The organism is Hymenobacter saemangeumensis (assembly GCF_039541835.1).
Lineage (GTDB): Bacteria > Bacteroidota > Bacteroidia > Cytophagales > Hymenobacteraceae > Hymenobacter > Hymenobacter saemangeumensis.
Window position 1 is genome coordinate 1 of sequence record NZ_BAABGZ010000029.1, and the last position, 26,339, is coordinate 26,339.

Consider the following 26,339-nt stretch of genomic DNA (forward strand, 5'->3'; position numbering starts at 1 on the left):
ACTGGCTGGCTTGGCACTGGCTCGCCTTTACCGTCCTGTTGCTGCGCAAAATCGCCCCAACCCCGACTTCCTAAACAGCTTCGTAGTAAAGATGCTTCGCTGCGCTCAGCATGACGTTCTTTTTTAGTTGTTTTTGCGTCGCACAGCCAGCGGCATTTTGAGCCTTGGCTTCTACCGACTGCTTAATACTTGGCGCTAGTTGCCGCCCTGCCCGTTGCCGCCGCCGTCGCCGGCTTTCTGGTCGTCGTTGCGGATGCTGCGCTTGGGCTTGCTGGGCTTGTTTTCCAGCTTGCCGAAGCGGTAGGCGAAAGCCAGGCGCACGCCGCGGTTGTAGACGTAAGTGGTGTTGGTGGATACCGACTGCCCGTTGTCGAAATCGTTGGCCAGCGCGATGTAGGAGTTGAAGGGGTTGTCGGCGTTCAGCGTCAGGTCGCCCTTGCCTTTCCACAGGTCCTTGCGCAAACCCAGCGAGTACATCTGCCAGGGCGAGTTGCGGCCCTGCAGCTGAATGCGCGGCGAGTTGAGCATGGCAAAGAGCTGCGCGCTGAAGCCCTTGCCCAGCTTGTAGCCCGAGTTGAGGTTGGCCGAGTACACCACGCCGCTATTGCTGGTGTTCAGCGTTTTGCTGCTCAGGTACACGTAGAAGGCGCTGATGTTGCCGCTGATGTCCCACTTGGGCAGGGGCTTGGCCGAGCCGAAGAGGTTGATGCCGTAGGTCTGGTTGCGGGCCACGTTGCCGAAGGTGGCTACCACGCGCCCGGCCGGGTCGGTGTTGTACACCCGCTCGATGGCGTTGTTGGTCTGGCGCGAGTAGAGCGAGATGTTGATGCTGGTGCCCTTGGCGAAGGTGTTCCAGTTCAGCTCGTAGTTGTCGGTGAACTCGGCGTCCAGCTCGGGGTTGCCCTCGGTGATGTTGCGCGGGTCGCTCTCGTTGCGGTAGGGGTTGAGGTAGAAGATACTGGGGCGCTGAATGCGGCGCGAGTAGGTGGCCCGCAGCGAGGAGCCCGGCTGCTTGAGGTTGCGCGTGAGGGCCACGTTGGGCAGCACGTTGGTGTAGCCCAGGCGGAACTCGTTGTCCTGCCCCTGGAAGTTGCCGCGCAGGTCGGTGCGCTCCACGCGGGCCCCCAGGCGGGCGCTGTACTTTTTGCCCAGGCTGGTGCCGTAGGTGGCGTAGCCGGCCAGCACGTCCTGGTCGTAGTCGAACTTGTTGGTCAGGCCCGGCTCCAGCCCAAACACGCCGGTGCCCAGGTTGGTGCGGTACACCTCGTAGTCGCTGTACACCTTGCGCTGAATCACCTTGGCGCCCACTTCCACGGTCTGCTTTTCGCCGATGGGGTGTACGTAGTCGGTTTGCAGGGTGCTTTCCAGGTTGCGGGCCAGGTTGGGGCTTTGCTCGCGGTACTGGGGGTTGCTGAAGTCGGGGCTGAGCAGCGGGTACTGGCGCACGTCGTAGTCGCGCTGGGCGCGGTTGCGGCTGTGCTGAGCCAGCACCGTAAACTCGCGCCGGCTTTTAGCCCCGAAGCTGCGCGTGTACGAGCCCAGCAGGTCGTAGGCGTACACGGTGTTTTCCATCACTTGGTCGCGGGTGTAGTTGCCAAACAGGGGGTTGGTGGTCGAGGGCTGTCCCTGGTCGAGGGTGTAGCGGTTGTTGATGTCGATATCGAAGCGGTTGGTGAACAGGTTGGAGCTGAAGCTCAGGCTGAGGGCGTGGTTCGCAGCCGGCTCAAACTCCAGCCCGATGCGGCCTTGCCCGCCCCCGCCCATGCCCTGGCCTTCGTTGCGCTGAAACAGCCGGCCCGTGGTCGTGACCTGCTGCCCGTTTACCTCCGTCCGGATGCCCCGGTCCACGCGGTCTACTTCCTGGTCGCCGGGCGCGTAAAACGCAAAGCCGTTGAAGCCGGCCGTGAGGCCCAGCTTGCCCTTGCGGCCGTTCAGGGTGAAGTTGCCGTTGGAGTTGCGCGTGCCGATGGCCAGGCCCACGTTGCCGTTGAGGCCCTGCAGGTTGTTTTCCTTGAGCACGATGTTGATGATGCCGGCCGAGCCTTCGCCGTCGTACTTGGCCGAGGGCGAGGTGATTACCTCCACGCTCTTAATCTGGTCGCCGGGCAGCTGCTTCAGGGCCGTCGCAATGTCGCCGGCCACCACCGCTGAGGGCTTGCCGTTGATGAGCACGCGCACGTTGCCCGAGCCGCGCAGCTGCAGGTTGCCGTCGGGGTCCACGCTCACCATGGGGGCTTTGCGCAGCACGTCGGCCGCGGTGCCGCCCTTGTTGGTGTTGTCGGTGGCCGCGTTGTACACCAAGCGGTCGGGCTTGCTTTCCACCACGGGCCGCTCCCCGGTTACGGTTACTTCGGTCAGCTCCTGGGCCGTGGCTTTCAGCTCCACCGAGCCCAGGTCCACAGTCATCCTGCCTTCGGCCAGGGTCACGGGCTGGGTTACGTTGCTATAGCCGATAAAGCTGAGCTGCAGGCGATACTCGCCCGGTGCCAAGCCGCGCAGGCTGAAGCGGCCTTTGTCGTCGGCCACGGTGCCGTCCACGGGCTTGTCGCCGGTGGCGGCCAGCAAAGCCACGGTGGCAAACTCCACGGGTTTTTTGGTGGCGCCGTCCAGCACCACGCCGCTGATGCGGCCGTTGCCTTTGGCCGTGGGCAGGGTAACCAGGGCCGGCGTACCCGGCGCACTTGGTGCACCCGGCGCGCCCGTGGGAATGCCTGCGGGCCCGCCCGGACGGGCCGGAGCAGGTGCGGCAGCCGGGGCCTGGGCGGCGGCTTCGCTGCTTAGCAGGGCCGCCAGGGCCAAGAACGACAGTAAGGAGTTGTTCATAAATTGCGAAAAAAGGAGGGTAGAAACGCTGCTTCTGGTTGTGGGCAGGCCGGTGGCCTGGGTGGTAGACGCCGCCAACAGATGTATCGCTGCCTGGAATGTTGCATTACAAGTCAACTTTTTTTGAAGCGGCGGCCCCCAGCCTATGCGCAGGAGCTGAGTGTTTCTGCCCCGCCGCGAGCTAGCGGCCCGGGCTGGCCGCGGCCGCGCCGGCCCGCTGAAACAGCCAGCCCGAAACGGCCCACAGCGCGGCAAATGCCCCGTTTGCCCCCAGCACGTTCAGCAGGCCTACCTGGGGCTCGGCGGCGTTGCCGGCGGGCGTCCAGACGAACAGGGCAATGGCCGTGACGACCACATAGGTGAAGGCCGCCGCATACATGGCCCGGGCCATGCCCCGCGGCCGGAAGCGGGCCGCGATGGAGCCGATACCGGCCACGGCCAGCACGGCGCCATACAGCAGGTTGGCGGGGTTGTGCTCGCTGCCCACCAGGCCCACGGCCGCATTGGCCCACACCAGCAGCAGGCCCGCTGCTACTCCCACGCCCGCCGCCAGCCGGTACGTGGTGTTGTTCCAGTTGCGGGCCACCAGCACAAACAGCAGGCCCGCCCCGAACAGGACGGCACCGGCAAAGACGAAGTCCGACAAAGTCCAGTTGACTTCCGTGGTGAATTGCATAGCCACCAGCGGAATCATCAACAGAGTGGCCGTTGCCAGCAAGAGGCGTAGAATGCTTTGGGAGAGGGTCATGGCGGTGGGGTGAAAAGGTGAAAGAAAACGTGTTAAAAAGGCCGAGCCAGCGTGTGCAGCCCTACTTCAGGGTGGGCATCAAAGAAGCCGGCGTAAAGAGCAAGCCCACAAAGAAAGCAAAAGCACTTTGTATTTCAAAGAACTTAATACGGTTATTATCCCCCGCTGTTGCTTACACCCCAGCGGGCGCTTACCCAACCCTTGTCTCACGTTAACCAGCCGTCTTTTTAGCCTTTCTCAACCAGCAGCTGCCAGCAGGCGGCCATGAAACCACCGCTTATAGCGCCCACTCCCCTGCCAGCAGGCGTGGCAGCAGCGGGCGCAGGATACGGTAGCTGGCGCCCCAGAGCGGGTAGGGCCCCACCCGCCAGAACGACACCAGCTCGGGCGCGGGCCAGCCGGGCAGCTGCCACGGCTCGCGGGCGGCGTTGGCGGGGTCGGCCAGGTAGTGCAGGGGCACTTCCAGCACCTCGGCAATTTCCGGCTGGGCAAAGCGCCAGGTGGGCGGCGGCACGATGCGCGCCAGGAAGGGCGCGATGCTAAAGCCCGTGCTGCGCGTTTGAATGGGTGGCAGCGCGGCCAACACCGTAATGGCAGTGGCTGGCAAGCCCACTTCCTCCTCGGTTTCGCGCAGGGCCGTGGCCAGCAGGGAAGCATCGTCGGGGTCGCGCTTGCCGCCGGGAAAGGCCAGCTGCCCGCCGTGCGGGCCAAAGTCGCCGCGGCGCACCAGCACCACCCGCAGCTCGCCGTCGGCAGCGCGGAACACCGGCACCAGTACCGCCGACTCGCGCAGGGCAACAGGGGTAGTCATGGAGAATGTTAGCCTGGAGAATGGTTCGCAGTGGCAAATTTGCCATACTTTTAGCCATTATGCCGGCAGCTGTGCCTTCACGCATCTACCTTTTCCCATCTCCATGAGCTTCCTCGACAAGCTGGTTTCCAGCGGCACGGCGCTGTTCGCCAAGAAGTACCCCGACTACTCCTACGGACTGATTGACCGCCTGGGCGTGGATGCCATGCTGCGGCAGCAGCGCTGGGAAGCCCTCGAAGCCACCGTCATGGGCCTGGACAGCGAAGACCTGACCCGCCTGCTCGACGGCCTGTGCCTGACCGACAAGTACGAGGATGCCCTGCGCAGCTACCTGGCGGCCAGCTCGTCGGAGGTGAGGCAGCTGGTGGCCGGGGCCTACCACCTCTACCTGGCCTGGGCCCGAAGAACCGGCAGCTACGGGGCCGCCCTCACCGAAAAGCAAATCGAGGGCTTTTTGCACTTCCTGCACGAAGCCAACAACGACTTCTCCCGCAACTTCAGCACCCCGGTACTGGAAGCCGAGTCTTTTGCCCGCCTGGTGCGGGTGTACATGGGCTTCAGCGAAGTGGAAGCCGCCGAATCCAGCTTTGCCAATGCCGTGCACCTGGTGCCGACGCATCTGCTGGCTCACCTCAACTACTTCCGGACCAGTACTCCGCGGTGGCTGGGCAGTGCGGAGGCCCTGCACGACTACGTGAGCCAGGTGGAAGACGACCGGCTGCGCCGGCTCCTGCAGCTTATGTTTTTGATTGAGATGTACAGCGACCTGCAGAACGAGAACCGCTCCACCGCCACGGCCACATTTCGCGAGCAGCACGGGGAGCTTATCAGCGAAGTGCTGGGGGCTACGGCCCTGCCGGCCGACGACTCCCTGCTCACCATTTACACCCGCAACTACCTCGCCTGCCTGTACCGCATCCTGGGGCAGTCGCAGCAGGAAGCGGCGTTGAAAAAACAGCTGGAAGGCCGGCGCACCAGCCACCCCTGGATTTACTTCGGCTGGTAGCGCCTTCGTGGCTGACCAGCCCGCTTGGCCGGCCCGGCCTACAGCGCCACGCCGAAGTAGCGCCGCAGCACCTCGCCTACTTCTTCTTCGCTTTCAAGCACGGTTTCGCTTACCTGCCCGTGCTCCGTGGTAAGCAGGCGGTTGTTGGTAAGCGTGACCCGGCCCGCGGGCGTAGCCCGGGAGCACACCCGCTTCTGTGTAAACGGCGAGTCGGGGCTGGACTGGTGGTAGCGGCACATTTCGGCAAACTCCTGCAACGCCCGCGCCTGCACCGTAAACAAGTACTCGGGCTCCCACTCTCCCTCACTCCGCTTCTGTACCAGCAGATAGGGCCCTTGGTGCCGAACGATGCGGAAGTCGCCGCGCGGGTCGGGCTGCACTACCTCCAGCACAAGCTCCAGGGGCTCGGCAGCAAACTCGCCGAAGCCAACGTCTACCAGGTAGTCGCGGCCCGCTACAGTGGCGATGATGGCCAGGTGGTCGTACTCGGGCCCAAACGCGTCGTTTTTGCCCCATACCCGGGCGGATATGAGCTTTACGGCGAAGCCCAGCGCCTGCAGCAGCTCGTAAAACAGGGTGTTCAGCTCGTAGCAGAAGCCGCCCCGGCGCAGGCTCACCACCTTGTGGTAGCTATGCCCCAGCACGATGGGGCGGCCCAGGTGAATGTCGAGGTTTTCGAAGGGCACCTGCAGCAGGTGAGCCCGCTGCAGGGCCCGCAGCACGGCCAGCGAGGGCGTGCAGTCGCCGCTGTAGCCAATTCGCGCCAGGTACTGCTGTTTCATGGTGGCCGGCAAAGCTTACTTCTTGTCGGTGGAGCCGGGGTTGGGTGTGAACGGCACCCGCACCCGCATTTTCAGGACCACGGGGCGGCCGCCCGGTTGGGCCGGCGTGAAGGGCCCCACCCCCCAGAGGGAAATCGCCGGATAAGCCACGGTAAATTTCATTCTGCAAGTTAGGGCCTGGGAAAGCCGCAGCCCTGCTTCAAAATAAGCCGGGCGAACGAGCCCAGGCAAGCCAGGTGGCGCTGCTGCCAGGCCTGCATTTATTTCCGGATAGCTATAACTTTCGGCTCTCTCCATACTTTCCAGCGCCATGCTCGACCTTGTTATCGATGCCCGCCCCGCCGCCCTTAGCCCCGGCTTTGAAGTGAAGCGCATCTTGCCCTACCGCCTGCGCCGCATGCTGGGCCCGTTTATTTTCATGGACCACGCCGGGCCGGTGAACCTGAGCCCGGAGCTACTGCCCACCCTCGACGTGCTGCCCCACCCCCACATTGGGCTGAGCACCGTGAGCTACCTCTTTGGCGGGCAGGTGACGCACCGCGACAGCCTGGGCGTGGAGCAAATCATCCGCCCCGGCGAAGTAAACTGGATGACGGCCGGCTCGGGCATTGCCCACTCCGAGCGGTTTGAAGACCCCGCCACCCTGGCCGGTGGGGCCCTGGAGATGATACAGACCTGGGTGGCCCTGCCCGAAAAAGACGAGGAGGCTGCGCCCGCCTTCACCAACTACCAGCCCCAGCAGCTGCCCATCTTCACCGACGGCGGCGTGTGGATGCGCCTGATTGCCGGCGACGCGTTCGGCCTGAAAAACGAGGTAAAGACCCACTCGCCGCTGTTTTACCTGCACGTGGCACTGCAGCCCGGTGCCCGCTTCGGCCTGCCCCGCGGCTACCCCGAGCGCGGCGCCTACATAGCCAAAGGGCTGGTGGAAGTGGCCGGCCGCCCCTACGGCCCCGGGCAGCTGCTGGTGTTCACCCCCGGGCAAGACCCGGTTATTGTGGCCCGCGAGGCCAGCACGCTGATGCTGCTGGGCGGCGAGCCCCTGGGCCCGCGCTTTATCTGGTGGAACTTCGTGTCGTCGCGCCGCGAGCGGATTGAGCAGGCCAAGGCCGACTGGGAGGCCGGCCGCATCGCCCTGCCGCCCAACGACAACGCCGAGTTTGTGCCCCTGCCCCCGGACAAGTCGCGGCCCGCTGGTGGCCCCTCCCCGGCTCCGGAGGCGCTGTCCTGATTGTAAGGCAGTTAAAGCCCTACCCGACGTCTTTTGGGTTTAAACTTGAGCAGGATTAGAGCGGTTACCGAGACCGTGTACCTGGCTCCAGCCGTGTTACCCCACCCCCAGCCCCTCCCCGAAGGGGGAGGGGTGCCGGTTCCAGAACAGATGTTGTCTGGCTCCCTTCTCCCGGAGGGTTTCGCGCATCAGGCAGTGAGCGGTGGGGTGGGGTAACAAGGCGGAATGGGACGCCAATCGGAAATCTGCTGTTAAAAACCGCCTGACGGTTCTGCTTGTGGGAAACCCACCCTGCCTACCCGCGTAGGCTTAGGCTGTGTTACCTCAGCCAGCCTCAGCCATGAGCTCTACCCAGCCTACTGCCCGCCGTACCGACCTGGTATCGCCCCGCGCCCATGCCATCATCGACCGCCTGTGCCTGCCCATTATGCTGGGCTGCGCCGCTTGGGCAGCCCGCCGCAGCAAGAAGGCCGCGGCCATTATCCTGGCCAATGCCCTGGGTGAAGGTGCCATTGGCTGCTTCACGCGCTTCCCAATCGGGCTGGTACCGCTGCTGAGCTTCCGCCAGCACGTGCGCGTGGGGCAGGTGGGCGGGCCCTTGTTCCTGGCTTTGGGCTTGCTGCCCAACATGCCGGCGCCGGAGCGGGCGGCCGTCATTTTCTGGGGCGTGGTACCCATCGTGCTGAACGGCCTCAGCGACATCTCCACTCCCGAAGCTCAGTAATGAAGGCCCTGTGCTTGCTCCTGCTGCTCTTGCCGGGCTCCGCGGCCCTGGCCTGTACGGTGTGCCGCCCGCGCGTAGAAGCCGGCATTCACAATGCCGACTACGCGGCCAACCTGGCCCTGCTTTTATTGCCTGTAGGGCTGCTGCTGGGCCTGGGGCTCGGCCTGTTTTACTGGGACAAACTCACTTCATCATCTCGCCTGCCCCATGCCCCCCACCCCTAGCGCACCCCTAACCCGCACCCCGCTTATTGCCGCCGGCATTCTCATCGGCGCCGGCATGGGCGGCTTTGTCGATGGCATTGTGCTGCACCAGATTCTGCAGTGGCACAACATGCTCTCGAACCAGCTGCCGCCCGATACCCTGGTCAACGCCAAGGTGAACATGTACTGGGACGGCATGTTTCACGCCGCCGTGTGGGTGATGACGGCCCTGGGGCTGCGCCTGCTCTGGGCTGCTGTAACCCGCCCCGACGTGCCCCGCTCCGGCCGCACTTTTTCGGGTGCGCTGCTCCTGGGCTGGGCCCTGTTCAACCTCGTCGAGGGCATTATCGACCACCAGCTGCTGAAGCTGCACAACGTGCGCGAGTACGCACCCGACCCCCAGCCCTGGAACCTGGGCTTCCTGGGTTTAGGCGTACTGCTACTGCTGGCCGGCTGGGCCCTGGTAAAGGCTGGCAAGCGGGATGCAGGGGCAGGGCCTGCCCCTACCCACCGTTGAACGTACAGCTGCTACCTTACTTTCCATCTTGCAGCGGCTCGTACAGCAGCACGTGGGCCGGTGGCAGGTTCAGCAGCACATGGCTGTCGTCGAGCAGGCGGAAGAACTTGCCGAACAGCTTTTTATTTTGCAGCGAGTACTGAAACAGAATGAGCTTGCCGCTCGGCTGCAGCACCTGACGGGTGTGCTCGAGGATGCGCCAGCCCTGCCGGCGCGGCAGGGAGGAAAATGGCAGGCCGCACACTACGTAGTCGACGGGCGGGGCAGCAAGCCCGGCCAGGTAGTCGCCGGTTTTGTCGGCCGAGCCGTGGATGACGTGCACGTTGGGCTGCCCGGAATAGCGCTGCTGCAATAGCCGGCAGAAGCGGCGGTTTACTTCTATCAGCAGCACTACCGTATCAGCTTGGCGGCGCCGGATGATGAGGTCGGTAAATACGCCGGTGCCCGGCCCGTACTCGACAATGCACCGGGCGGTAGCGAAATCGATGGGCTCCATCACCTTGTCGGTTAGCTCTTGGGAGCTGGGAATGAGGGAGCCTACCGTGGCGGGGTTGCGCAAAAATTCTTCAACAAAAGGGGAAAGCATACGCATAGAAGCCGGCTTCTAGACCAAGCCCGGCCTGCGCTTGTACGGCAGCGGTGGCCCAGCGGTGCTCCCTTTTTTTCCAACAGGTGCTCGCTTCTTTACTTCTTGAGCTACATCCAATTTGCCCTGAAAATGCTCAGCTAAACTCTTACCTGTTTAACTTTAATCCTATTTTTTCTCAACAAAAAGCTATACTCAACCGTAAGCCAAGCACAACCTATGCAAGTATCACACAGTAGCGGGCGGCTAACTCGGTTTATATCATGTCTATTCCAGAAACAGAAAATGAAGAAGTCAGGGCGTATTTTGAGTTTATAAATAACAAAGCGTTTCCCTGCGTAGCGGCCAAGACGGCCCTGACCTGGCAACAGATAAAGTGCCTGGTGGTCGACCACATGGCCTGCCCCAAAGACGACGCGGCCATCCTGGAGTTTCTCTACGAATTCGTGGACGGCTACCGGCAGTCGGACAAGCTCTACCACAGCGCGGCCCTCATCTTCCGGGGGCCCACGGCGCCCAGCGAGGCCCTGTTTGAGGAGTTGTTCTGGCAGCGCCTGCAGGGCCTGGCCAACCTCGACGCCCGCCGCTACGGCCACGACCCGCGCGTGGTGGCCGACCCGGCCTCACCCAACTTCAGCTTCAGCCTCAAGGAAGAAGCCTTTTTCGTGGTGGGCCTGCACCCGGGCAGCAGCCGGCCGGCGCGGCAGTTTCAGTACCCCACGCTGGTGTTCAACGCCCACGCCCAGTTCGAGCAGATTCGGGCCGAAGGGCGCTACGACAAGCTGCGCGACACCATTCGGACCCGCGACGTGGCCTATTCGGGCTCCATCAACCCCATGCTGCAAAACTTTGGGGAGGCTTCGGAAGTCTACCAATACACCGGCAAGGCCTACGATGCGGCCTGGCAATGCCCTTTCCTCAATCCTCACCTCCAGCAGCCGCAACCCGATGTCCAGCAGCAACCCGCAACTCATTCCGCCGCGTAGCGGCACGGCCTTCATTCTGCGCCAGGGCCAGCGCCTGAAAGTAACCGACCCGCAGGGCGAGCAGGTGTCGGACTTCGTGTGCTTCAACCTGCACGACAAGGCCGAGTACCTGTCGTCGGGCCGCACCATCGACTACGCTGAAACCATTTTCCTGACGGTGGGCCACCCCTTCTACTCCAACCGCAGCAACGTGATGTTTGAGCTGCTGGAAGACACCGTGGGCCGGCACGACTTCCTGCTCACGCCCTGCTCGGCCGACACGTTTCGCATCATCTACGGGCACGAGCACCCCCACCGCGGCTGCTTTGGCAACCTGAGCGAGGCCCTGGCGCCCTATGGCATTCTGCCCGACCAGATTCCCATCTGCTTCAACATCTTCATGCACGTAACCGTGGACGGCGACACCGGCAAGGTAGGCGTGCTGCCGCCCAAAAGCCGGGCCGGCGACTACGTGATTCTGGAAGCCAAAATGGACCTGATAGTGGGCATGACGGCCTGCTCGGCCGAGCAGTCGAACAATTACGCCTTCAAGCCCATTGCGTATGAGGTGCTGGGCTAGTGGCCTGTCGCCTCAGGCAGCCGGCACTACTTCTTCTTCTTTTTCCCGCCCCGCTTCTTTTTCTTGCTACCCTTGCCCGGGTCGAGCATGGCTTCGGCAATGAATTCGGTCAGGAAGCCGGTGATGAGGCCGACGGCGGTTTCGGAGCCGTGCTTGCGCACCAGGCGGTGTACTTCCTTGAGCAGGACTTTGCGGGTTTTGCGTTTGAGCAGGGCCATAGGAAAAGCGAAATGCCAGGCACTGACGGCGCCTGCTATGCCCTATACGCAAACCCTTGGGCGGCGGGCACCGCGTCGCTGAGACGAACTCAGCTCAGCCGGCAGCGTATGGCTTAGCTACTCCCTGTCAGCTACAGGGCACATTTCAAGCTGCCATGCCCACTCCCAACCCCGAAGAAGAAGCCCAGCTGCAGCACGAGCGGCACGAGCTGCTGCAGCGCCTCACCGACTGGCTGGAAACGCCCATGCTGGTGCTGGGCTTCGGCTGGCTGCTGCTGCTGGGCGTGGAGCTTATCTGGGGCTTGTCGCGGGAGCTGGAGCTGCTGGGCACCACCATCTGGGTAATTTTTATCCTGGACTTTCTGCTCAAGCTTTTCCTGGCCCCGCAGAAGCTGGACTTCCTTAAGGCCAACGTTATAACGCTGATTTCGCTGCTGGTGCCAGCCCTGCGCCTGTTCCGGCTGGCGCGGGTGTTCCGCGCGGCCCGGGCCGTGCGGGGCCTGCGCCTGGTGAAGGTGGTAGGCTCATTGAACCGGGGCATGAAGGCCCTGGCCGCCAGCTTCGGCCGGCGCGGCGCGGGCTACGTAGCCGGCCTCAGCGGCGTGGTGCTGCTGGTGGGTGCGGCCGGCATGTACGCTTTTGAGAAAGACGTACCCGGCGGGCTCAGCACCTACCCCGAAGCGCTGTGGTGGACGGCCATGCTGCTCACCACCATGGGCAGTGCCTACTGGCCCGTCACCAGTGAGGGCCGGGCCCTGTGCATTCTGCTGGCCCTGTATGGCTTCACGGTGTTTGGCTACTTCACCGCCACGCTGGCAACCTTCTTCATGGGCCGCGATGCGGAGAACCCAGAGGCCGAAGTAGCCGGTGCGGCGGCCGTGGCCGCCCTGCATGAGGAAGTGCGGCAGCTACGGGCGGATTTACGTTCGGCCCCACCCCCGGCCCCTCCCCTGCAGGGAGGGGAGCCTGACGATTTAGTTAAAAGTTAAAAGGGAAGAGTTAAAAAGACGTTCTGCCTTTTAACTCTTCCCTTTTAACTCAACCAGGAGGCTTAGAGCTTAATTGCTCTGGTACGGCGTAATGCCCATGTTCTGGAACATAAACGCCCACTTGTCGGTCTGCTCGCTGATAACCTGGGCCGTGGAGCGGCCCGCGCCGTGGCCGGCGTTGGTTTCGATGCGAATAAGCACCGGGGCCGGGCCTTTCTGCACTTCCTGCAGGCGCGAGGCAAACTTAAACGAGTGCGCGGGCACCACCCGGTCGTCGTGGTCGGCGGTAGTGACCATGGTGGCGGGGTAGCTGGCGGGCTTCAGGGCGTGCACGGGCGAGTACTTGTAGAGGTACTCAAACATCTCCTTGGAGTCCTGGGCCGTGCCGTAGTCGTAGGCCCAGCCGGCGCCGGCCGTAAACTGGTTGTAGCGCAGCATGTCCATCACGCCCACGGCCGGGAAGGCCACCTTGAACAGCTCGGGGCGCTGGGCCATGACGGCCCCCACCAGCAGGCCGCCGTTGGAGCCGCCCGAAATAGCCAGGTAGTCTTTGGAGGTGTAGTTGTTCTTGATGAGGTACTCGCCGGCGGCGATGAAGTCGTCGAACACGTTCTGCTTCTGCAGCTTGGTGCCGGCCAGGTGCCACTTCTCGCCATACTCGCCGCCACCGCGCAGGTTGGCCACGGCGTAGATGCCGCCGTTTTCGAGCAGCACGATGTTGGAGGTGCTGAAGGCGGGCGTCAGGCTGGTGTTGAAGCCGCCGTAGGCGTAGAGCAGCGTGGGGTTTTTGCCGTTCAGGGCCACGCCTTTCTTGTAGGTGATAATCATGGGCACGCGGGTGCCGTCTTTGGAATTGTAGAACACCTGCTTCGACTCGTACTTCGTGGGGTCGAACTGCACGCCGGCCTTCTTGTACACCGTCGACTTGCCGGTGGCGATGTCGTACTTGAAGATGGTGGGCGGGTAGACGTAGGAAGTGAAGGTGTAGTAGGTTTCCTTTTCCTCTTTCTTGGCACCGAAGCCGCCGGCCGTGCCCACCGAAGGCAGCTGAATGCTGCGCTCCTTCTTGCCGCTCATGTCGTACTGCTCAATCAGCGAAGTGGCGTCCTTGAGGTAGTTGGCGAAGATTTTACCGCCGCCGGTGCTCACGCGCAGCACGTTCTTGGTTTCCGGAATCAGGTCTTTCCAGTTGGCGGGCGCGGGGTTGGCCGCGTCCACAGTCACCACCCGGTTGTTGGGCGCATTCAGGTTGGTGGAAATGTAGAGCTTGCTGCCCACGTTGTCGATGACGTCGACGTTGCTTTTCTCGTTGTCGACAATCTGCACGATGGAGCTGCCGGGCTTGCTCAGGTCCTGCAGGTACAGCTCGTTGCCGGTGGTGGTGTTGGCCGCGCTGATTACCAGAAAACGCTCGTCTTCCGTCAGCGAGGCTCCGATGTAGCGGCGCGGGGTTTTGTCGCCGCCGAAAATCAGCTGGTCGCTGCTCTGGGGCGTGCCCAGCTTGTGGTAGTAAAGCTTGTGAATCTGGGTTTTGCCCGCCAGCTGGCTGCCGGCCTTGGGCTTGTCGTAGGAGCTGTAGTAGAAGCCGTCGTTGCCCTTCCAGGCCAGGCCCGAGAACTTCACGTCTTTCAGCGTGTCGCCCACGATGGACTTGCTGTCCGTTTTCAGCACAATGACTTTGCGCCAGTCGGAGCCGCCCTCCGAAATCTGGTAGGCGGCCAGGCTGCCATCCTTGGTGAAGTTGATGCCAGCCAGCGAAGTAGTGCCGTCCTTGGAAAACTGGTTGGGGTCGAGAAACACCTCGGGGGTGCCTTCGCCCAGCTGCCGGTACAGCACCGACTGGCTTTGCAGGCCCGTGTTTTTGCTGAAGTAGGTGTACTTGCCTTCCTTAAAGGGCGCGCCGTACTTCTCGTAGTTCCACAGCGTTTCGAGGCGCTTGCGGATGGCGTCGCGGTAGGGAATCTGGGCCAGGTAGTGCTGGGTTACCTTGTTCTGCTCCTTCACCCAGGCTTTGGTGTCCTCGGCCTGGTCGTTCTCCAGCCAGCGGAAAGGGTCGGCCACCCTGGTGCCGAAGTAGGTGGTAACCGTATCCACCTTTTTCGTCTGCGGATAAGGCAGCAGCTTAATGGAATTCTGGGGGGCACCCTGCTTGTCGAGCAAAGTCCGCGACTGGGGGCTGAGCTTGGGATTGGCCGGCGACTGTGCCAGGGCCGTCCCTCCAAGCAGGAGCAGGGCCAACGAAGGATAAAGGCTTTTCATAGAGAAGTGGTTGGTAGGAAAACGGAGCAAATTACAGCCGGTGGATGGCTTACTACCGGCAGCGCCGGTACAAGGTCGGCGTTGTGTAGGTTCCGTTGCGTGGGGCCGCTTTCACGCCCTGGCTCGCGGTGAGAAAGCGCAGGGGTTCGCAGGGTTGTTCTGGAACAACCCTGCGAACCCCTGCATGAAATAGCGACGGCCTACTTCGCTGCGCTCACCCGCCACACCTTGTTGCCGGCGTCGTCGGCCACCAGCAGGGAGCCGTCGGGGAGCGTGGCTACGCCCACGGGGCGGCCGTAGGCATCGTCGCCATTGCCCACCAGGAAGCCGGTTAGAAAATCTTCCGGCGGGCCGCTGGGCTGGCCGTTTTTGAACGGCACGAACACCACCTTGTAGCCCGAGAACGCGGCGCGGTTCCAGGAGCCGTGCTGGCCGATGAAGGCGCCGCCGTGGTATTTGGCCGGAAAAGCCTTTTGGTTGTAAAAAGCCAGGCCCAGGGAGGCCGTATGGGCGCCCAATGGCACTTCCGGCACCAGGGTTTTCTGCACCAGCTCGGGCTTTTCGCCTTTGCGGCGCGGGTCTTCGTTGGGGCCGAAGTAGGCGTAGGGCCAGCCGTAGAAGCCGCCTTCGCGCACACTGGTCAGGTAGTCGGGCACCAGCTCGTCGCCCAGCTCGTCGCGCTCGTTCACGGCCGTCCACAGCGTGGTGGTGCCGGGGGCCCAGTCCATGCCCACGGGGTTGCGCAGGCCGCTGGCAAATATTTTCTCCCCGGTGCCGTCGGGGTTTATCTGCAGGATGTTGGCCCGCCGGATTTCCTCTTTGGCGCCGTGCTCCATCACGTTGCTGGCCGAGCCCACCGACACGTAGATTTTCTGGCCGTCGGGTGCGGCCAGCAGGTTGCGGGTCCAGTGGTTGTTGTAGCCGCCGGCGGGCAGCTCCAGAATTTTCTGGCCTTCCCCGCTGATTTTAGTGGCTCCGGCCTGGTAAGGGAAGCGCAGCACGCCGTCGGTGTTGGCCACGTAGAAGTAGCTGCCCAGCACCAGCATGCCCAGGGGCTGGTTCAGGCCGCTGAGGAAGACCTCGCGCCGCTCCGGCCGTCCGTCGCCGTCGCCATCCCGAAACAGGGTAATGCGGTTGGGGCTTTCCGAGCGCAGCGTCTTCGACTTGTCCAGCCCGAGCTTGGCCACGGCCTTCATGGGCAGCGACTTGGGCACGGTAGCCGACTCGGCCACCAGCACGTCGCCATTCGGCGCCACGTACACCCAGCGCGGGTGCTCCAGGCTGGCGGCGTACTCCGTCACGGTAAAGCCGGCCGGGGCAGTGGGTGTTTTTCCCGCGGGCCAGCCCGTCACCTTCACGAAGTTGCGCACCGACTTGCTGGTGTAGGGCGCCGGCAGGGGCACGGCCTGGCCGGCCGGGGTGGTCACCGTTTGCGACGGGTTGTCGGCGGCGGCCTCCTGCTTTTCGCGCTTGCTGGGCTGGCTGCAGGCGGCCACGGCCGCCAGGAGAAAGGCTGGGAATAGCGAGAGTCTGAACGACATAGATACTGAAAAGGTATGTCTCTCATACCGGCTCCCGGCGGCAATGGTTGCGCTTATCCTACCCGGGGCCGGGTCATATGGGTGCAATGCAGAGCCTTTTCCCTGTGCTTAGCCATAACTTTTGAAAGCTAGATTTCCCTTGCCTCCCAGCTGCCCTTAATAAAAAACATGTTCCCAAATCTGGGCGAGTTAAAAACCAGATAAAAGCCCCAGGCGTCCCGGTAAATGGTCGGGTTGCTTTCCATAACATGGTGCGTAGGCTGGTTCATCTGTACTACCAGCCGATGTGAGCTGTATGGCTTCAGCGTAGAAATCGCACCCTTGTAAGTCTGAGCTATTTTTCCGCGCTGAAGCACATAGAAATAAAGCGAGTCATTCTTTTTTATCTCAAATCGAAAGCTGTCATACTGCCAGTTAGCTTGCCGACCAGGAAAATAGCTCCGATTTATTATATACTGCCCATAGAAGTCCTGCTTCTTCAACTGCTTTTTAGTGGTTAAAGCCTGCATTATTGTTGAAAAAACAATTAGCAGGAATATTCCAGCACAGATTGTACCCAGAGCTTTCCCAAATTCATTTTTACCGGATAGTACCCACATTAACAACAGAATAACAATAGCCGGAATCAGGATAAAAATAAAAAATAAATTAAAACCGAAGCCCATAATTCTGCGCAACTAATATTCTGTCAGCCGCAGGAAATTACGCGCTGATTTTCGTGTTTGCAGAGAGTTTAATCTGCCAGCCTTCCCTGCTCTTTCAGCCAGTCGAAAATCAGCTGGTCGACGGCCGACACCTGCTCCCGGTGGCGGTAGCGCAGCCACACCACTTCCTCAATCTCGGCCGCAGGCTGCAGCTGCCCGCGGTAGCGGGCGCCGTAGCAGGTCATGCGCACCAGCACATGGGCGGCATGGCCGTGGGCGGGCGCCTCAAAGGTGCCTTCGTGGTGCAGGCTGGCCGGGTCCAGGTCCACGGTCAGTTCTTCCTTGATTTCCCGCAACAGCGTTTGGGTGTCGGTTTCGCCGGCCTCGCGCTTGCCGCCGGGGATGTAGTACCGGTCTTTGCCCCGGCTGCGGGTGCTCAGCAGCTGGCCCTCGTGCAGGTGCAGCCAGGCTATTTTGTCAATCATCATGCAAAAGGGAGCAGGTTTAAGGTTTGAATATGCTTGGAAGTAGTTAAAAGTGAAGAGTTAAAAGCAGAACACCTTTTCACTCTTCACTTTTACTTTTAGCTAAAACCAGAGAAGGCAGCCTTCCTAGTTGCCTATGGGTGCGGCTGGGGCCGGGTTCTTCACGTACTTGTTCAGCCAGGAATCCATCTCCCACAGCATGTGCAGCAGGTTTTCGCGGGCGGCGTAGCTGTGGCTCTCGGCCGGCAGCACCACGTAGCGGGCGGTGGCGCCGTGCCCTTTCAGGGCCGCGTAGAACCGCTCGGTCTGGATAGGAAAGGTGCCCGAGTTGTTGTCGGCCTCGCCGTGAATGAGCAGAATGGGCGTCTTTATTTTGTCGGCGTAGTTGAAGGGCGACATGGCGTTGTATACCTCCGGGGCCTGCCAGAAAGTGCGCTCCTCCCCCTGAAAGCCGAAAGGCGTGAGGGTGCGGTTGTAGGCCCCGCTGCGGGCCAGACCGGCCTTGAACAGGCTGGAGTGGGCCAGCAGGTTGGCCGTCATGAAGGCACCGTAGGAGTGGCCCATCACTCCCACACGGTCGGGGTCGACCACACCGAGGCGGGCCCCCTCGGCTATGGCGGCCTTGGCGCTGCTCACGAGCTGCTCGATGTAAGTGTCGTTGGGCTCCTTGCTGCCTTCGCCGACGATGGGCACGCTTACCTTGGCCAGCACGGCATAGCCTTGCGTAACCCAGTACACGGGCGAGCCCCAGCTCAGGCGGGTGAAGGTGTAGGGCGAGCCGCTCACCTGCCCGGCGTTGCCCTTGTCTTTGTACTCGCGCGGGTAAGCCTCCATCAGCGTAGGCAGGGGGCCATCCGCCTTCTTATAGTTCTGGGGCAGGTACAGCTCGGCCGTGAGGTCGATGCCATCGGTGCGCTTGTACTTCAGCAGCTGCTTTTTGAAGCTGCCGCCGAAGCTGGCGTAAGGGTTGGGAAAGCTGGTGATGGGCGTGAGCTTGTCCTTTTTGCTGCTGGCATCGCGCAGGTAGTAGTTGGGGCTCTGCTCGGCCGACTCGCGGCGGGTGAGCAGGTCGCGCTTCTTGCCGCTGGCGTTCAGAATGGCCACCGGCACCTCGTAGTAGGGCGCCGCCGAGCGCCACCAGCGCGTGGCTTTTCGGGTTTTCAGGTCCAGCTCGTCCACAAAGGGCCGGTCGCCCTCGGGGGAGGCGCCGTTGCCCAGCAGGTAGATGCTCTGCCCACCGGCGCCCCCCGTGAGCAGCACCGGGCGGCCCTGGGCGTTGCGGTGGGTGTAGGGCGTGCCGGGGGCGTTGTAGGTATCCTGGGAGGAGCCATCGAAGAGTACCGTGAGCGGGGCCTCGGGCGCCGATGGGTTCAGCTGCCAGGTGGTCTGGTGCCGGTCGGCCCAGCGGTAGCCCTCGATAAGGGCCAGCGTACCGTGGCCCCAGGTGACGTCGGCAAAGCGCAGCGGCAGGGCCGCCAGCTGCTGGGCCGCCCCCGTAAACGGTGCCGCGAGCAGGTAGGCGCGGTCCCGGACCTCGGCCTTCACCTTGGGGTCGCCGCCATCCTGGGCTTCTACATAGAACAGGGTGGCGGGCACGTCGGCGCGCCAGTCAAACTCCCGGGGGCCGGTGGGCACGGCGTCGAAGTTGGTGGGCACGTTGTCGGCCAGGGGTAGGTCGGCCACGGCTTTCACCACGGCCCCGCTGCCCAGGTCGAGCACATCGATGCGCTGGGGAAAGCTACTAATGGGCAGCTGGTAGGAATACGGCCGGTGGCGGGTACGCAGCAGCACGTAGCGGCCATCGGGCGAGGGCGACGCTGCCTGAATGACGCCGGGCGAGCCCAGGGGCTGGGTTGCGCCATCGGCCAGGCTCACCTTCACGAGCTGGGAGGTGGCATAGTGCTCGAAAATTCGCTCGTCGGCCGGGTTTTTCAGCAAATCCTGGTAGGTGCGGGCGCCTGATTTCCTGCCGCCGCTTTCCTGCACGGTAGGGCCGGTGGGCGCTGCATCAGCGGCCGGGGCCGGGCCGCGGCCGGCAGGCACGGTGCGGGCCAGCAGCGTGCGGCTGTCGGCCACCCACTCGAAGGAGCTGCCAAACACGTCGTTTAGCGGCGCGGCCAGCAGGCGGCGGGCGCTGGCAGAGGCGACGTCGGCCACCCACAGCTCCACGCGGCCCGGAGCGCCGGGCCCATCCGGCGCGGTAGTGAGAGCAAAGGCAATGGTTTTATTGTCGGGCGCCCAGTTCAGGCTGCTGATGCGGGCCTGGGCCGGCAGGTTCTTCACGGGCACCTCGGCCCCATCGGGCAGGCGCTTGAGCCTGATACCCACGGCGTAGCTAACGCGGCTGGGTCCGTTGGTGCGTGGGTTGAGGCGCAGACCGGCCAGGCGCAGCTCGGGCTGGGTTAGCTCGGCCACGGTGGGGAAGTCCTGCACGGCCAGCAGGGCCAGCGTGCGCCCATCGCCCGAGAGGCTGAGGCGGGGCGTGGGCGGGGCCAGCAGCAGGTCTTGTATGGCCTTGGGCGGGGTCTGGTACTGAAATTCCTGGGCCTGGGTGAAGGGAGCCGAGCCGAGCAGGAGCATACCGGCAAGCAATAGTCGTTTCATAGGCGATGAGAAAAGCGGCCTTCCTGGCCGGAACCGAAAGTAATACATTGGCAAATTAACCCCACGACGAAGGGTAAGGCCCCAGGTGCAGGGGCCGGCCCGGGCGCAGCGCTGCCGCACTCCGCTTTTGCCGGCAGGCCTGTTGTACTTTTGGCCACTTCTGGTCTACGAAGCTACTTTTTTGTCTTAATGCCCTTTGCTGACGCTTTAGGCCGGTTGCGCCAGCCACGCCTGGCTTACATCGCCGCCGCGCTTTTCTTCCTTATCGTGGGGGCCGTGCTGTATGCGCCCTACCTAGCCGAGCTGCCCCGGGGCCTCCATGCCTGGGCGCAGTCCGACCGCCTGGCCCTGGCCCTGGGCTACTACGACTACGGGTTTCAGCTGTTCACGCCCCGTACTTACAACCTGTCATCCATTGGGGGTATTACCGGCGTGGAGTTCCCGTTTCAGGCTTACCTGGCGGCGCTGGGCGGGGTGGTGTTTGGCCGGAGCAGTATCGTTCTGCTCTTCCGCCTGCTGGATGTGGCCATGGTGCTGCTGGGTTTCTACTACCTGTTTCGGCTGGTGTATGAGCAAACCGGGCATTTTGTGGCGGGGCTGGTGCCGGGCGCTTTTCTGCTTTCCTCCCCGGTCTTCGTGTTCTACGCGGGCAGCACCCTGCCCGACCCGTTTAGCGTGAGCCTGAGCTTTATTGGCTACTACTACTGGCTCCGCTTTTTTACCCGCCGCGCTTTTTCCGACCTGCCGCTGGCGGTGCTGCTGCTGGGGCTGGCCGCGCTTATCAAGACCACTACCCTGCTGCATCTGGGCGCCGTGCTGGGCATCACGTTCCTGTGGGCTTTCTTCCAGCCTGAACTCTTAACGCGGCGCCAGCGCCTTGTCTTTACCGGGCTGGTGCTGCTCGTGCTGGGAGCCACGGCGGCCTACTTCCTCCGCATACAGTACCTGAACGCCACCTACCAGTCGGGCTTGTTTCTGGCCGGTACCCGCCCCATTACCGACCCCGAAACCCTGCACCAGGTGCGGCTGCACGTGCGCGGCTTCTGGCTGGGGCAGTACGCCAGCACCCTGCAGTACTACCTGCTGGCCGTATGTGGGCTGCTGTTTGTGGGCTATGCGCGGCGCAACCTGCGCCAGCACCTGCTGCTTAGCCTCCTGCTGCTGGCCACCCTGGTGCTGGGCTATGTGTTTGTGCAGCTGATGGGGGCCCAGTTTCGCGACCACGACTACTACATTATAGCCCCCGTGGTGCCGCCCGTGCTGCTGTTGCTGCTGCTGGCCCTGCTGAACGTGGCCCGACACCAAGGCAAAATACGCCACGCCATTACGGGCATTCTGGCCGTAATGGTGGTGGTGCTGCTCGTGCAGGGCTACAAGCGCCTGCACCGCCGCATGAGCGACGAGGGCCTGGTAGCCGAATCGGGCAACTACCTCTGGATGCGCGGCGGCGCGGCCGAGCTGGCGCGCCTGAAGGTGCCCGCAGCCGCCAGCATCCTCGTGTTCAACGAGCCCGCTCCCAACCTGGGGCTGGCTTACTTCGACCGCCGGGGACAGGTGTGGCAGCCGCAGGACCTGGCTACCGTCACCGCCACCGAGATTCTGGACCGCATGGCGGCCGACAACCTCGACTACCTGCTCATGGCCCCTTCCGCGTACGCCGGGCTCGCCCCCCAGCACCCGGCCCTGGCCGCCGAGCTGAGCCTCCTGAGCCAGTCGCCCGCCGTGATACTTCAACGCCGCAACCGGCAGCGGCCCTGGTAGCCGCCTCCCGCCAACCTGCCTCACCGCCCGGACCTTAACCATGCGACCTATCCGTAATACCCTGGGGGTGCTGCCCGCCGTGCTGCTGGCCCTCACAAGCTGCGAGCCGCGCGATGGCCGGCCCGATGTACAGGAGCGGCCCTTGCTTTCTCTCGATTTTGAGCAGCCGGCCCGGGGCATGGAAGTGCCGGCGGCGCTTACCACGGCCCAAGCCCACTCCGGTAAATCGTCCCTGCGGCTGGATGTTGCGGCGCATCAGAACAAGGCTGTCTACCGCACCGAGCTGGGCCGGCTCTGCGCGCACCGCCCTCGCCGCTTTATTCTGGGAGCCTGGGTGTGGGTGCCGGCCTTCGGCGACGATGCCTCCCTTGTCGTGTCCATCGATAGCGCCGGGAAGACGCCCCCGGCCTGGCAACACACCGTTTACCTGAGCGACATTGGCCCCTTTGGCACCTGGAAACACGTTCGCCAGGCATTCGACCTGCCGGCCCAGCTCAGCTTCAAAAGCCAGCTTACCATCTCCTTCGCCGGCGCTTCCCCAGCCAATGGGCCCGCCTACGCCGACGACCTCCAGCTAGCCGAGCTTTGGTAGCAAGCAGCCTGGTGGCGCCTGTTAAGCCAGCCAGCCGCCGCTGACAAGGAAGACAAACAGGGCGGCGCTTCGCCTTGCTACCCCGCGTCGGGGCTCGGGCACAAAAAGGTGCTGCCCCCACCATTTCCGGTTGGAAATGCGCGGGGGCAGCGTTTAAGCATTGATGAAGCGAAGAAATACCCTCATATCTCACCCTGCGACACCAATGCAGCTTCGTAAGTTGGGTGCCTTACGACTTTTATGGCAGTAGATATTAAATGGCAGGATTCCAGACAACCCGTTTGACTTACAGGTCAAATCCTAATACCTAATACCTAATACCTAATACCTAATACCTAATACCTAATACCTAATACCTAATACCTAATACCTAATACCTAATACCTAATACCTAATACCTAATACCTAATACCTANTTCCGCAACCAGCTTACGCATCAGCGTCTGGCTGCCAGCTTTAATCACGCAGAAATACAGGCCGGGCTTGAGGCTGGGGTTGGCGTAGGTGACGCTGTGCTGCCCGGCGCTCATGCTGGGCACGCTGAGCACGTCGGCTACCTTGGCGCCCAGCACGTTGTAGAGGGTAATTTTTACGCTGCCGGGCTTCTGCACTGCAAACTCCAGGGTGGTGCTGCCCTTGAACGGGTTGGGGTAGGCGCGGAACTCGGGCGACTCTTTGGCTGCGCTGGTAGCGGTGGGCGCCGTGGGCGTGAGGTGGCCCACGCCGGCGTTGGCAATCACCACGGCGGGTATATCGGCGGCCGCGTTAAGGGTGGCGGCGTAGCTGTAGGGCACGGTCAGGCTGCAGGCTCCCAGCGGGAAGGTGTCGCTGCTATACTGGAAACGGGTGTTGTTGGTGAGCAGGTTGCCCGAGATGTCGCCGTAGCCCACCACACTGCTGTAGGCACTCACGTACGGGTTCTTGGTGTTGTCGAAGTAGTTGTTTTCGATTTTCACGCAGGCATTCACCCGGGAGTTGATGGCCGTGGAGGAAATGTCCTTGTAGTAGTTGTTGAACACGTGGCCCTGCCCGGCGCGGAACAGCGGCAGGCGGGAGTTGATGTTCTCGAAGCGGTTGTGGTGGTAGGTAATCTTGCGGTTGAACGTATCGGTTTCGGTGTAGCCGCAGAGGCTGGCCTTCCAGGCATCGTGCAGGTAGTTCCAGGAGAAGGTCAGGTACTCGCAGTCGTCCTTGGCATCGAGCAGGCCGTCGTAGTCGTCCACGCCCACACCCTGCTGCTGGTTGTAGAGCTCGCAGTGGTCGACCCAGATGTGGTTGGCCGGGCCTTCGATGCCGATGCAGTCCTTGGGCCCCAGCTGCACGTGGTGAATCTTCAGGTTCTGAATGATGATGTTGCCCGCCCGCCGAATGTAAATCCCGATGCCGTTGAACTCGCCGCGGGTGCCCACCCCGATGATGGAGATGTTGCTACGGTCTTTGATTTCAATCTTGTCGAGGGTAGAAGGCGAGTTGGCCGGGGTGATGACGCCGTCGACGTAAATCGTGAGCGGGGCGTTGCTGGTATTGCCGCGAATGGCCGCCATCAGTGCGTTTCCCGTGCTCACCGTAACCGACGGGCCGCCGGCGCCGCCCGTGGTGCCGGTCGTCATGCCGGCGTAGCCGTAGAGGCCGTATTGCACCGTCTGGCTCATGGCCGCGGGGCTGGCCAGGCCAAGAGCAAGCAAGGCAGCGAGTAAGGTTTTTTTCATAGGAATAGCAGGGTTGGTTGTATGCATGGACCAAGATGGCGCGGGCGGCCGGGCACAAAGCACAGCCGACTATCTGGCCCCTAATTTCTTGGTTACCGGGACGATTGATTTGCATACCACAATGTTTATTCGCGCAAACGTTGCCGGGAACGTTACCGTAAGGCGCCAGAAAAACCAAGCTGTGGCGTTTCGCCTACCTTCGCGGCTCATACCAAGCACTATTCTGCTTTTTACTGCTATGCAAACCCGCCTCCACCTCACCTGCTGCCTGCTTGCGCTGAGCCTGCTGGCCGCCCTGGCTCCTACCCCGCTTCGGGCGCAAACCACCCTCAACGGTACCATCCGGCACGGGGGGCTGGTGCGGGAGTACCGGCTGTACGTGCCGGCCCGCTACGCCCAGACCACGGCCCGCGTGCCGCTGCTCTTCAACCTGCACGGCTACAGCTCCAACAACCTGCAGCAGGAGCTGTACGGCGACTTCCGCGCCATTGCCGACACCGCCAACTTCCTGGTGGTGCACCCCAACGGCACCGTCGACCTGGCCGGTAACCGCGGCTGGAACACCTTTGGTGCCCGGGGCAGCGGCGTCGACGACGTCGCTTTTCTATCGGCGCTTATTGATACCCTGGCGTTAAACTACCGCATCGACGCCGACCGCATCTACAGCACGGGCATGAGCAACGGCGGCTTTATGAGCTACGAGCTGGCCTGCCAGCTCAGCAACCGTGTGGCGGCCATTGCCTCCGTCACCGGCAGCATGACGGCCGGGCGCCTGACTGGCTGCACCTCGGGCCGCCCGGTGCCGGTGCTGGAAATCCACGGCACCGCCGACAACACCGTGCCTTATACCGGCGGTACTTCCCTGCAGTTTGTGGCCATCCCTACCCTGCTCGATGCCTGGGTGCAGCGCAACGGCTGCAACCCCACCCCGCTGGTAACGCCCGTGCCCGATATCAACACCGCCGACGGCTGCACGGCCGAGCGCAGCCTGTGGACGGGCGGGCGCAACGGCAGCGTGGTGGAGCATTACCGCATCATCGGGGGCGGCCATACCTGGCCGGGCGCGCCCGTCAACACCGGCGTCACCAACCGCGACATCAGCGCCAGCCGCGAAATCTGGCGCTTCCTGCGGCCCTTCCGCCTCAGCCGCCTTAGCCTGAGCGCGGCCCCGGCAGCAGCCCGCCGCCTGCTGGTAGCAGCCCCCAACCCCACCACGGAAGAGCTCAGCATCGGTGGCCAGCCCGGCCGCCTCACCGTGCGCGACGCGCTGGGCCGCCCGCTGGGCCCGGCCGTAGCGGTGCCGGCCAGTGGCCTGCGCCTGAACACCCGCAGCTGGCAAGCCGGCCTCTACCTGCTGACACTGGAAACCATTGACGGACAACAGCTGCAGCAGAAAGTAGTGAAGCAGTAGCATTCCGCCGAGGGCTGAGCAGGCGCTTTGGGGGTTAGATGTTAGACATGAGACGTTAGACCTTAGACATGAGACGTTAGAAAGTTCTTACGGCAGAACAATTCTAACGTCTCATGTCTAAGGTCTAACGTCTTTAAGACTACCTCTGCCCACCTCCCATGCCTGCCTCTATCTTCATCGGCAACTCCGGATTCTCTTTCCGCGACTGGAAGGGCGTGTTTTACCCCGAAGGCCGCCCAACACGTAAAACAGGCCTGGCTGTTTTTCAACAACGGCTTTGGCGCCGTGGGGGCCGAAAATGCCCGGCAGATGCAGCTGCTGCTCCCGCTGGGCTAGCCAACATCAAGGCCGCATCCTGCGTTTGCAGCGCCTATGGCTACCTTTCACATCGGCTGCTCCGGCTACCACTACCGCCACTGGCGCGGGGTTTTTTACCCCGAAAAGCTGCCCATGCGGCGCTGGTTTGAATTCTACAGCCAGCACTTCCGCACACTGGAGCTCAACGTCACCTTCTACCGCTTTCCGCAGCTGTCGTTCCTGGCGAACTGGTATGCGCAAAGCCCGCCCGAGTTCCGCTTTGCGGTGAAAGCTCCCAAGCTGATTACGCACTTCAAGCAGTTCAACAACGTGCAGCAGCTGCTGGGCGACTTCTACGACGTAGTAGGCCGGGGCCTGCTCGAAAAGCTGGGGCCGCTGCTGTTTCAGCTGCCGCCCCGCCTGGCCTACGCCCCCGACCGCCTGGCCCGCATCCTCGACAGCCTCGACCCTTCTTTCGTGAACGTGCTGGAGTTTCGCCATCCCAGCTGGTGGCAGGAGGAGGTGTACCAGGCCCTGCGGCAGCGCGGCATCAGCTTCTGCGGGCAGAGCCACCCCCAGCTGCCCGACGCCGTGCTGGCCACCACCCCTACCCTCTACTACCGCTTCCACGGCGTGCCCGACCTGTATCGCTCGCCCTATTCCGAGGATTTCCTACGCCGTATCACCAGCGAGATACAGCAACAGACTGGCGTACAGGAGGCGTACGTTTACTTCAACAACGACATCGACGCCTCGGCCATAGCCAATGCCCGGCAGATGCTGGGCATGGTGTAGGCCCTCGTATTATAAAAGAACGTCATGCTGAGCGCAGCGCAGCGTAGTCGAAGCATCT

The 26,339-nt window shown here is 62.8% G+C and carries 25 protein-coding genes; 12 read left to right on the forward strand and 13 right to left on the reverse strand.

The genetic code is table 11. The features are described from left to right. Window positions 1-195: 195 nt before the first annotated feature. From ABD919_RS13155 to ABD919_RS13165, 3 genes are all read right to left on the reverse strand, one after another. Window positions 196-2,823 carry a TonB-dependent receptor gene (locus tag ABD919_RS13155; RefSeq protein ID WP_345236482.1) on the reverse strand — a complete coding sequence of 876 codons (2,628 nt, stop codon included), beginning with the start codon at window positions 2,821-2,823 and terminating at the stop codon, window positions 196-198. Window positions 2,824-3,004: 181 nt separating this feature from the next. Beyond that, complete coding sequence (locus ABD919_RS13160) at window positions 3,005-3,571, reverse strand: hypothetical protein (protein WP_345236483.1); 567 nt, start codon at window positions 3,569-3,571, stop codon at window positions 3,005-3,007. 277 nt (window positions 3,572-3,848) lie between these two features. Continuing rightward, window positions 3,849-4,382 (reverse strand): NUDIX hydrolase, encoded by a 534-nt coding sequence (locus tag ABD919_RS13165; protein WP_345236484.1) that lies wholly within the window; start codon window positions 4,380-4,382, stop codon window positions 3,849-3,851. Between the two features lie 103 nt (window positions 4,383-4,485). Between ABD919_RS13165 and ABD919_RS13170 the strand changes: the two genes are divergently transcribed. After that, complete coding sequence (locus tag ABD919_RS13170; protein WP_345236485.1) at window positions 4,486-5,388, forward strand: hypothetical protein; 903 nt, start codon at window positions 4,486-4,488, stop codon at window positions 5,386-5,388. Window positions 5,389-5,426: 38 nt separating this feature from the next. Here ABD919_RS13170 and ABD919_RS13175 read toward each other — a convergent pair whose 3' ends face one another. Both ABD919_RS13175 and ABD919_RS13180 read right to left on the reverse strand, forming a co-directional pair. Continuing rightward, entirely contained in the window at window positions 5,427-6,170 is a 744-nt protein-coding gene (locus tag ABD919_RS13175) for an arylamine N-acetyltransferase family protein (RefSeq protein WP_345236486.1), read from the reverse strand. Window positions 6,171-6,185: 15 nt separating this feature from the next. Next, window positions 6,186-6,332, reverse strand: a complete 147-nt coding sequence (locus ABD919_RS13180; RefSeq protein WP_345236487.1) for a hypothetical protein — start codon at window positions 6,330-6,332, stop codon at window positions 6,186-6,188. 148 nt (window positions 6,333-6,480) lie between these two features. Here ABD919_RS13180 and ABD919_RS13185 point away from each other — a divergent pair, with 148 nt between their 5' ends. The 4 genes from ABD919_RS13185 to ABD919_RS13200 all read left to right on the forward strand — a co-directional run bounded on the left by ABD919_RS13185 (window position 6,481) and on the right by ABD919_RS13200 (window position 8,845). Continuing rightward, on the forward strand, window positions 6,481-7,401 hold the full coding sequence (locus ABD919_RS13185; RefSeq protein ID WP_345236488.1) for a pirin family protein: 921 nt from the start codon (window positions 6,481-6,483) through the stop codon (window positions 7,399-7,401). Window positions 7,402-7,741: 340 nt separating this feature from the next. Next, complete coding sequence (locus ABD919_RS13190) at window positions 7,742-8,125, forward strand: hypothetical protein (RefSeq protein WP_345236489.1); 384 nt, start codon at window positions 7,742-7,744, stop codon at window positions 8,123-8,125. After that, entirely contained in the window at window positions 8,125-8,349 is a 225-nt protein-coding gene (locus ABD919_RS13195) for a hypothetical protein (RefSeq protein WP_345236490.1), read from the forward strand. The genes ABD919_RS13190 and ABD919_RS13195 overlap by 1 nt, the downstream gene beginning before the upstream one ends. Beyond that, on the forward strand, window positions 8,333-8,845 hold the full coding sequence (locus ABD919_RS13200; protein WP_345236491.1) for a DUF2243 domain-containing protein: 513 nt from the start codon (window positions 8,333-8,335) through the stop codon (window positions 8,843-8,845). The genes ABD919_RS13195 and ABD919_RS13200 overlap by 17 nt, the downstream gene beginning before the upstream one ends. 16 nt (window positions 8,846-8,861) lie before the next feature. On the opposite strand, the gene ABD919_RS13205 is transcribed toward ABD919_RS13200, so the two are convergent. Then, window positions 8,862-9,431: a class I SAM-dependent methyltransferase gene (locus ABD919_RS13205; protein ID WP_345236492.1), complete on the reverse strand. Its 570-nt coding sequence runs from the start codon at window positions 9,429-9,431 to the stop codon at window positions 8,862-8,864. Window positions 9,432-9,694: 263 nt separating this feature from the next. Here ABD919_RS13205 and gntA point away from each other — a divergent pair, with 263 nt between their 5' ends. Both gntA and ABD919_RS13215 read left to right on the forward strand, forming a co-directional pair. Continuing rightward, window positions 9,695-10,417: a guanitoxin biosynthesis heme-dependent pre-guanitoxin N-hydroxylase GntA gene (gene gntA / locus ABD919_RS13210; RefSeq protein WP_345236493.1), complete on the forward strand. Its 723-nt coding sequence runs from the start codon at window positions 9,695-9,697 to the stop codon at window positions 10,415-10,417. After that, window positions 10,380-10,976: a DUF1989 domain-containing protein gene (locus tag ABD919_RS13215; RefSeq protein ID WP_345236494.1), complete on the forward strand. Its 597-nt coding sequence runs from the start codon at window positions 10,380-10,382 to the stop codon at window positions 10,974-10,976. The genes gntA and ABD919_RS13215 overlap by 38 nt, the downstream gene beginning before the upstream one ends. Before the next feature lie 26 nt (window positions 10,977-11,002). Here ABD919_RS13215 and ABD919_RS13220 read toward each other — a convergent pair whose 3' ends face one another. Continuing rightward, window positions 11,003-11,194: a hypothetical protein gene (locus ABD919_RS13220; RefSeq protein WP_345236495.1), complete on the reverse strand. Its 192-nt coding sequence runs from the start codon at window positions 11,192-11,194 to the stop codon at window positions 11,003-11,005. A gap of 155 nt (window positions 11,195-11,349) precedes the next feature. Between ABD919_RS13220 and ABD919_RS13225 the strand changes: the two genes are divergently transcribed. Then, window positions 11,350-12,183 carry an ion transporter gene (locus tag ABD919_RS13225; protein WP_345236496.1) on the forward strand — a complete coding sequence of 278 codons (834 nt, stop codon included), beginning with the start codon at window positions 11,350-11,352 and terminating at the stop codon, window positions 12,181-12,183. A 69-nt stretch (window positions 12,184-12,252) separates the two neighbouring features. On the opposite strand, the gene ABD919_RS13230 is transcribed toward ABD919_RS13225, so the two are convergent. From ABD919_RS13230 to ABD919_RS13250, 5 genes are all read right to left on the reverse strand, one after another. Then, on the reverse strand, window positions 12,253-14,442 hold the full coding sequence (locus tag ABD919_RS13230; protein ID WP_345236497.1) for a prolyl oligopeptidase family serine peptidase: 2,190 nt from the start codon (window positions 14,440-14,442) through the stop codon (window positions 12,253-12,255). A 200-nt stretch (window positions 14,443-14,642) separates the two neighbouring features. Next, complete coding sequence (locus tag ABD919_RS13235; RefSeq protein ID WP_345236498.1) at window positions 14,643-15,983, reverse strand: PQQ-dependent sugar dehydrogenase; 1,341 nt, start codon at window positions 15,981-15,983, stop codon at window positions 14,643-14,645. Between the two features lie 128 nt (window positions 15,984-16,111). Next, window positions 16,112-16,648 carry a hypothetical protein gene (locus ABD919_RS13240; RefSeq protein ID WP_345236499.1) on the reverse strand — a complete coding sequence of 179 codons (537 nt, stop codon included), beginning with the start codon at window positions 16,646-16,648 and terminating at the stop codon, window positions 16,112-16,114. A 68-nt stretch (window positions 16,649-16,716) separates the two neighbouring features. Continuing rightward, window positions 16,717-17,112, reverse strand: a complete 396-nt coding sequence (locus tag ABD919_RS13245; protein ID WP_345236500.1) for an NUDIX hydrolase — start codon at window positions 17,110-17,112, stop codon at window positions 16,717-16,719. A 126-nt stretch (window positions 17,113-17,238) separates the two neighbouring features. Continuing rightward, the gene (locus tag ABD919_RS13250) at window positions 17,239-19,716 is read right to left on the reverse strand and encodes a prolyl oligopeptidase family serine peptidase (RefSeq protein ID WP_345236501.1); all 2,478 of its coding nucleotides are present in this window, start codon (window positions 19,714-19,716) and stop codon (window positions 17,239-17,241) included. 189 nt (window positions 19,717-19,905) lie between these two features. Here ABD919_RS13250 and ABD919_RS13255 point away from each other — a divergent pair, with 189 nt between their 5' ends. Both ABD919_RS13255 and ABD919_RS13260 read left to right on the forward strand, forming a co-directional pair. Beyond that, window positions 19,906-21,477, forward strand: coding sequence for a glycosyltransferase family 39 protein (locus ABD919_RS13255; protein ID WP_345236502.1), 1,572 nt, complete (start codon window positions 19,906-19,908; stop codon window positions 21,475-21,477). Window positions 21,478-21,517: 40 nt separating this feature from the next. Further along, entirely contained in the window at window positions 21,518-22,069 is a 552-nt protein-coding gene (locus ABD919_RS13260; protein WP_345236503.1) for a hypothetical protein, read from the forward strand. Between the two features lie 398 nt (window positions 22,070-22,467). Here the strand turns inward: ABD919_RS13260 and ABD919_RS13265 are convergent, their stop codons facing one another. Further along, complete coding sequence (locus ABD919_RS13265) at window positions 22,468-23,805, reverse strand: pectate lyase family protein (RefSeq protein ID WP_425556415.1); 1,338 nt, start codon at window positions 23,803-23,805, stop codon at window positions 22,468-22,470. 211 nt (window positions 23,806-24,016) lie between these two features. Here ABD919_RS13265 and ABD919_RS13270 point away from each other — a divergent pair, with 211 nt between their 5' ends. Both ABD919_RS13270 and ABD919_RS13275 read left to right on the forward strand, forming a co-directional pair. After that, window positions 24,017-25,189 carry an extracellular catalytic domain type 1 short-chain-length polyhydroxyalkanoate depolymerase gene (locus ABD919_RS13270; protein ID WP_345236505.1) on the forward strand — a complete coding sequence of 391 codons (1,173 nt, stop codon included), beginning with the start codon at window positions 24,017-24,019 and terminating at the stop codon, window positions 25,187-25,189. A gap of 372 nt (window positions 25,190-25,561) precedes the next feature. Next, the gene (locus ABD919_RS13275) at window positions 25,562-26,281 is read left to right on the forward strand and encodes a DUF72 domain-containing protein (RefSeq protein WP_345236506.1); all 720 of its coding nucleotides are present in this window, start codon (window positions 25,562-25,564) and stop codon (window positions 26,279-26,281) included. Window positions 26,282-26,339: the final 58 nt, after the last annotated feature.

Coding starts and splice junctions, on each gene's coding strand:
- ABD919_RS13155 (WP_345236482.1), bottom strand. CDS start 2,823: ATGAACAACTCCTTACTGTCGTTCTTGGCCCTGGCGGCCCTGCTAAGC.
- ABD919_RS13160 (WP_345236483.1), bottom strand. CDS start 3,571: ATGACCCTCTCCCAAAGCATTCTACGCCTCTTGCTGGCAACGGCCACT.
- ABD919_RS13165 (WP_345236484.1), bottom strand. CDS start 4,382: ATGACTACCCCTGTTGCCCTGCGCGAGTCGGCGGTACTGGTGCCGGTG.
- ABD919_RS13170 (WP_345236485.1), top strand. CDS start 4,486: ATGAGCTTCCTCGACAAGCTGGTTTCCAGCGGCACGGCGCTGTTCGCC.
- ABD919_RS13175 (WP_345236486.1), bottom strand. CDS start 6,170: ATGAAACAGCAGTACCTGGCGCGAATTGGCTACAGCGGCGACTGCACG.
- ABD919_RS13180 (WP_345236487.1), bottom strand. CDS start 6,332: ATGAAATTTACCGTGGCTTATCCGGCGATTTCCCTCTGGGGGGTGGGG.
- ABD919_RS13185 (WP_345236488.1), top strand. CDS start 6,481: ATGCTCGACCTTGTTATCGATGCCCGCCCCGCCGCCCTTAGCCCCGGC.
- ABD919_RS13190 (WP_345236489.1), top strand. CDS start 7,742: ATGAGCTCTACCCAGCCTACTGCCCGCCGTACCGACCTGGTATCGCCC.
- ABD919_RS13195 (WP_345236490.1), top strand. CDS start 8,125: ATGAAGGCCCTGTGCTTGCTCCTGCTGCTCTTGCCGGGCTCCGCGGCC.
- ABD919_RS13200 (WP_345236491.1), top strand. CDS start 8,333: ATGCCCCCCACCCCTAGCGCACCCCTAACCCGCACCCCGCTTATTGCC.
- ABD919_RS13205 (WP_345236492.1), bottom strand. CDS start 9,431: ATGCTTTCCCCTTTTGTTGAAGAATTTTTGCGCAACCCCGCCACGGTA.
- gntA (WP_345236493.1), top strand. CDS start 9,695: ATGTCTATTCCAGAAACAGAAAATGAAGAAGTCAGGGCGTATTTTGAG.
- ABD919_RS13215 (WP_345236494.1), top strand. CDS start 10,380: ATGTCCAGCAGCAACCCGCAACTCATTCCGCCGCGTAGCGGCACGGCC.
- ABD919_RS13220 (WP_345236495.1), bottom strand. CDS start 11,194: ATGGCCCTGCTCAAACGCAAAACCCGCAAAGTCCTGCTCAAGGAAGTA.
- ABD919_RS13225 (WP_345236496.1), top strand. CDS start 11,350: ATGCCCACTCCCAACCCCGAAGAAGAAGCCCAGCTGCAGCACGAGCGG.
- ABD919_RS13230 (WP_345236497.1), bottom strand. CDS start 14,442: ATGAAAAGCCTTTATCCTTCGTTGGCCCTGCTCCTGCTTGGAGGGACG.
- ABD919_RS13235 (WP_345236498.1), bottom strand. CDS start 15,983: ATGTCGTTCAGACTCTCGCTATTCCCAGCCTTTCTCCTGGCGGCCGTG.
- ABD919_RS13240 (WP_345236499.1), bottom strand. CDS start 16,648: ATGGGCTTCGGTTTTAATTTATTTTTTATTTTTATCCTGATTCCGGCT.
- ABD919_RS13245 (WP_345236500.1), bottom strand. CDS start 17,112: ATGATTGACAAAATAGCCTGGCTGCACCTGCACGAGGGCCAGCTGCTG.
- ABD919_RS13250 (WP_345236501.1), bottom strand. CDS start 19,716: ATGAAACGACTATTGCTTGCCGGTATGCTCCTGCTCGGCTCGGCTCCC.
- ABD919_RS13255 (WP_345236502.1), top strand. CDS start 19,906: ATGCCCTTTGCTGACGCTTTAGGCCGGTTGCGCCAGCCACGCCTGGCT.
- ABD919_RS13260 (WP_345236503.1), top strand. CDS start 21,518: ATGCGACCTATCCGTAATACCCTGGGGGTGCTGCCCGCCGTGCTGCTG.
- ABD919_RS13270 (WP_345236505.1), top strand. CDS start 24,017: ATGCAAACCCGCCTCCACCTCACCTGCTGCCTGCTTGCGCTGAGCCTG.
- ABD919_RS13275 (WP_345236506.1), top strand. CDS start 25,562: ATGGCTACCTTTCACATCGGCTGCTCCGGCTACCACTACCGCCACTGG.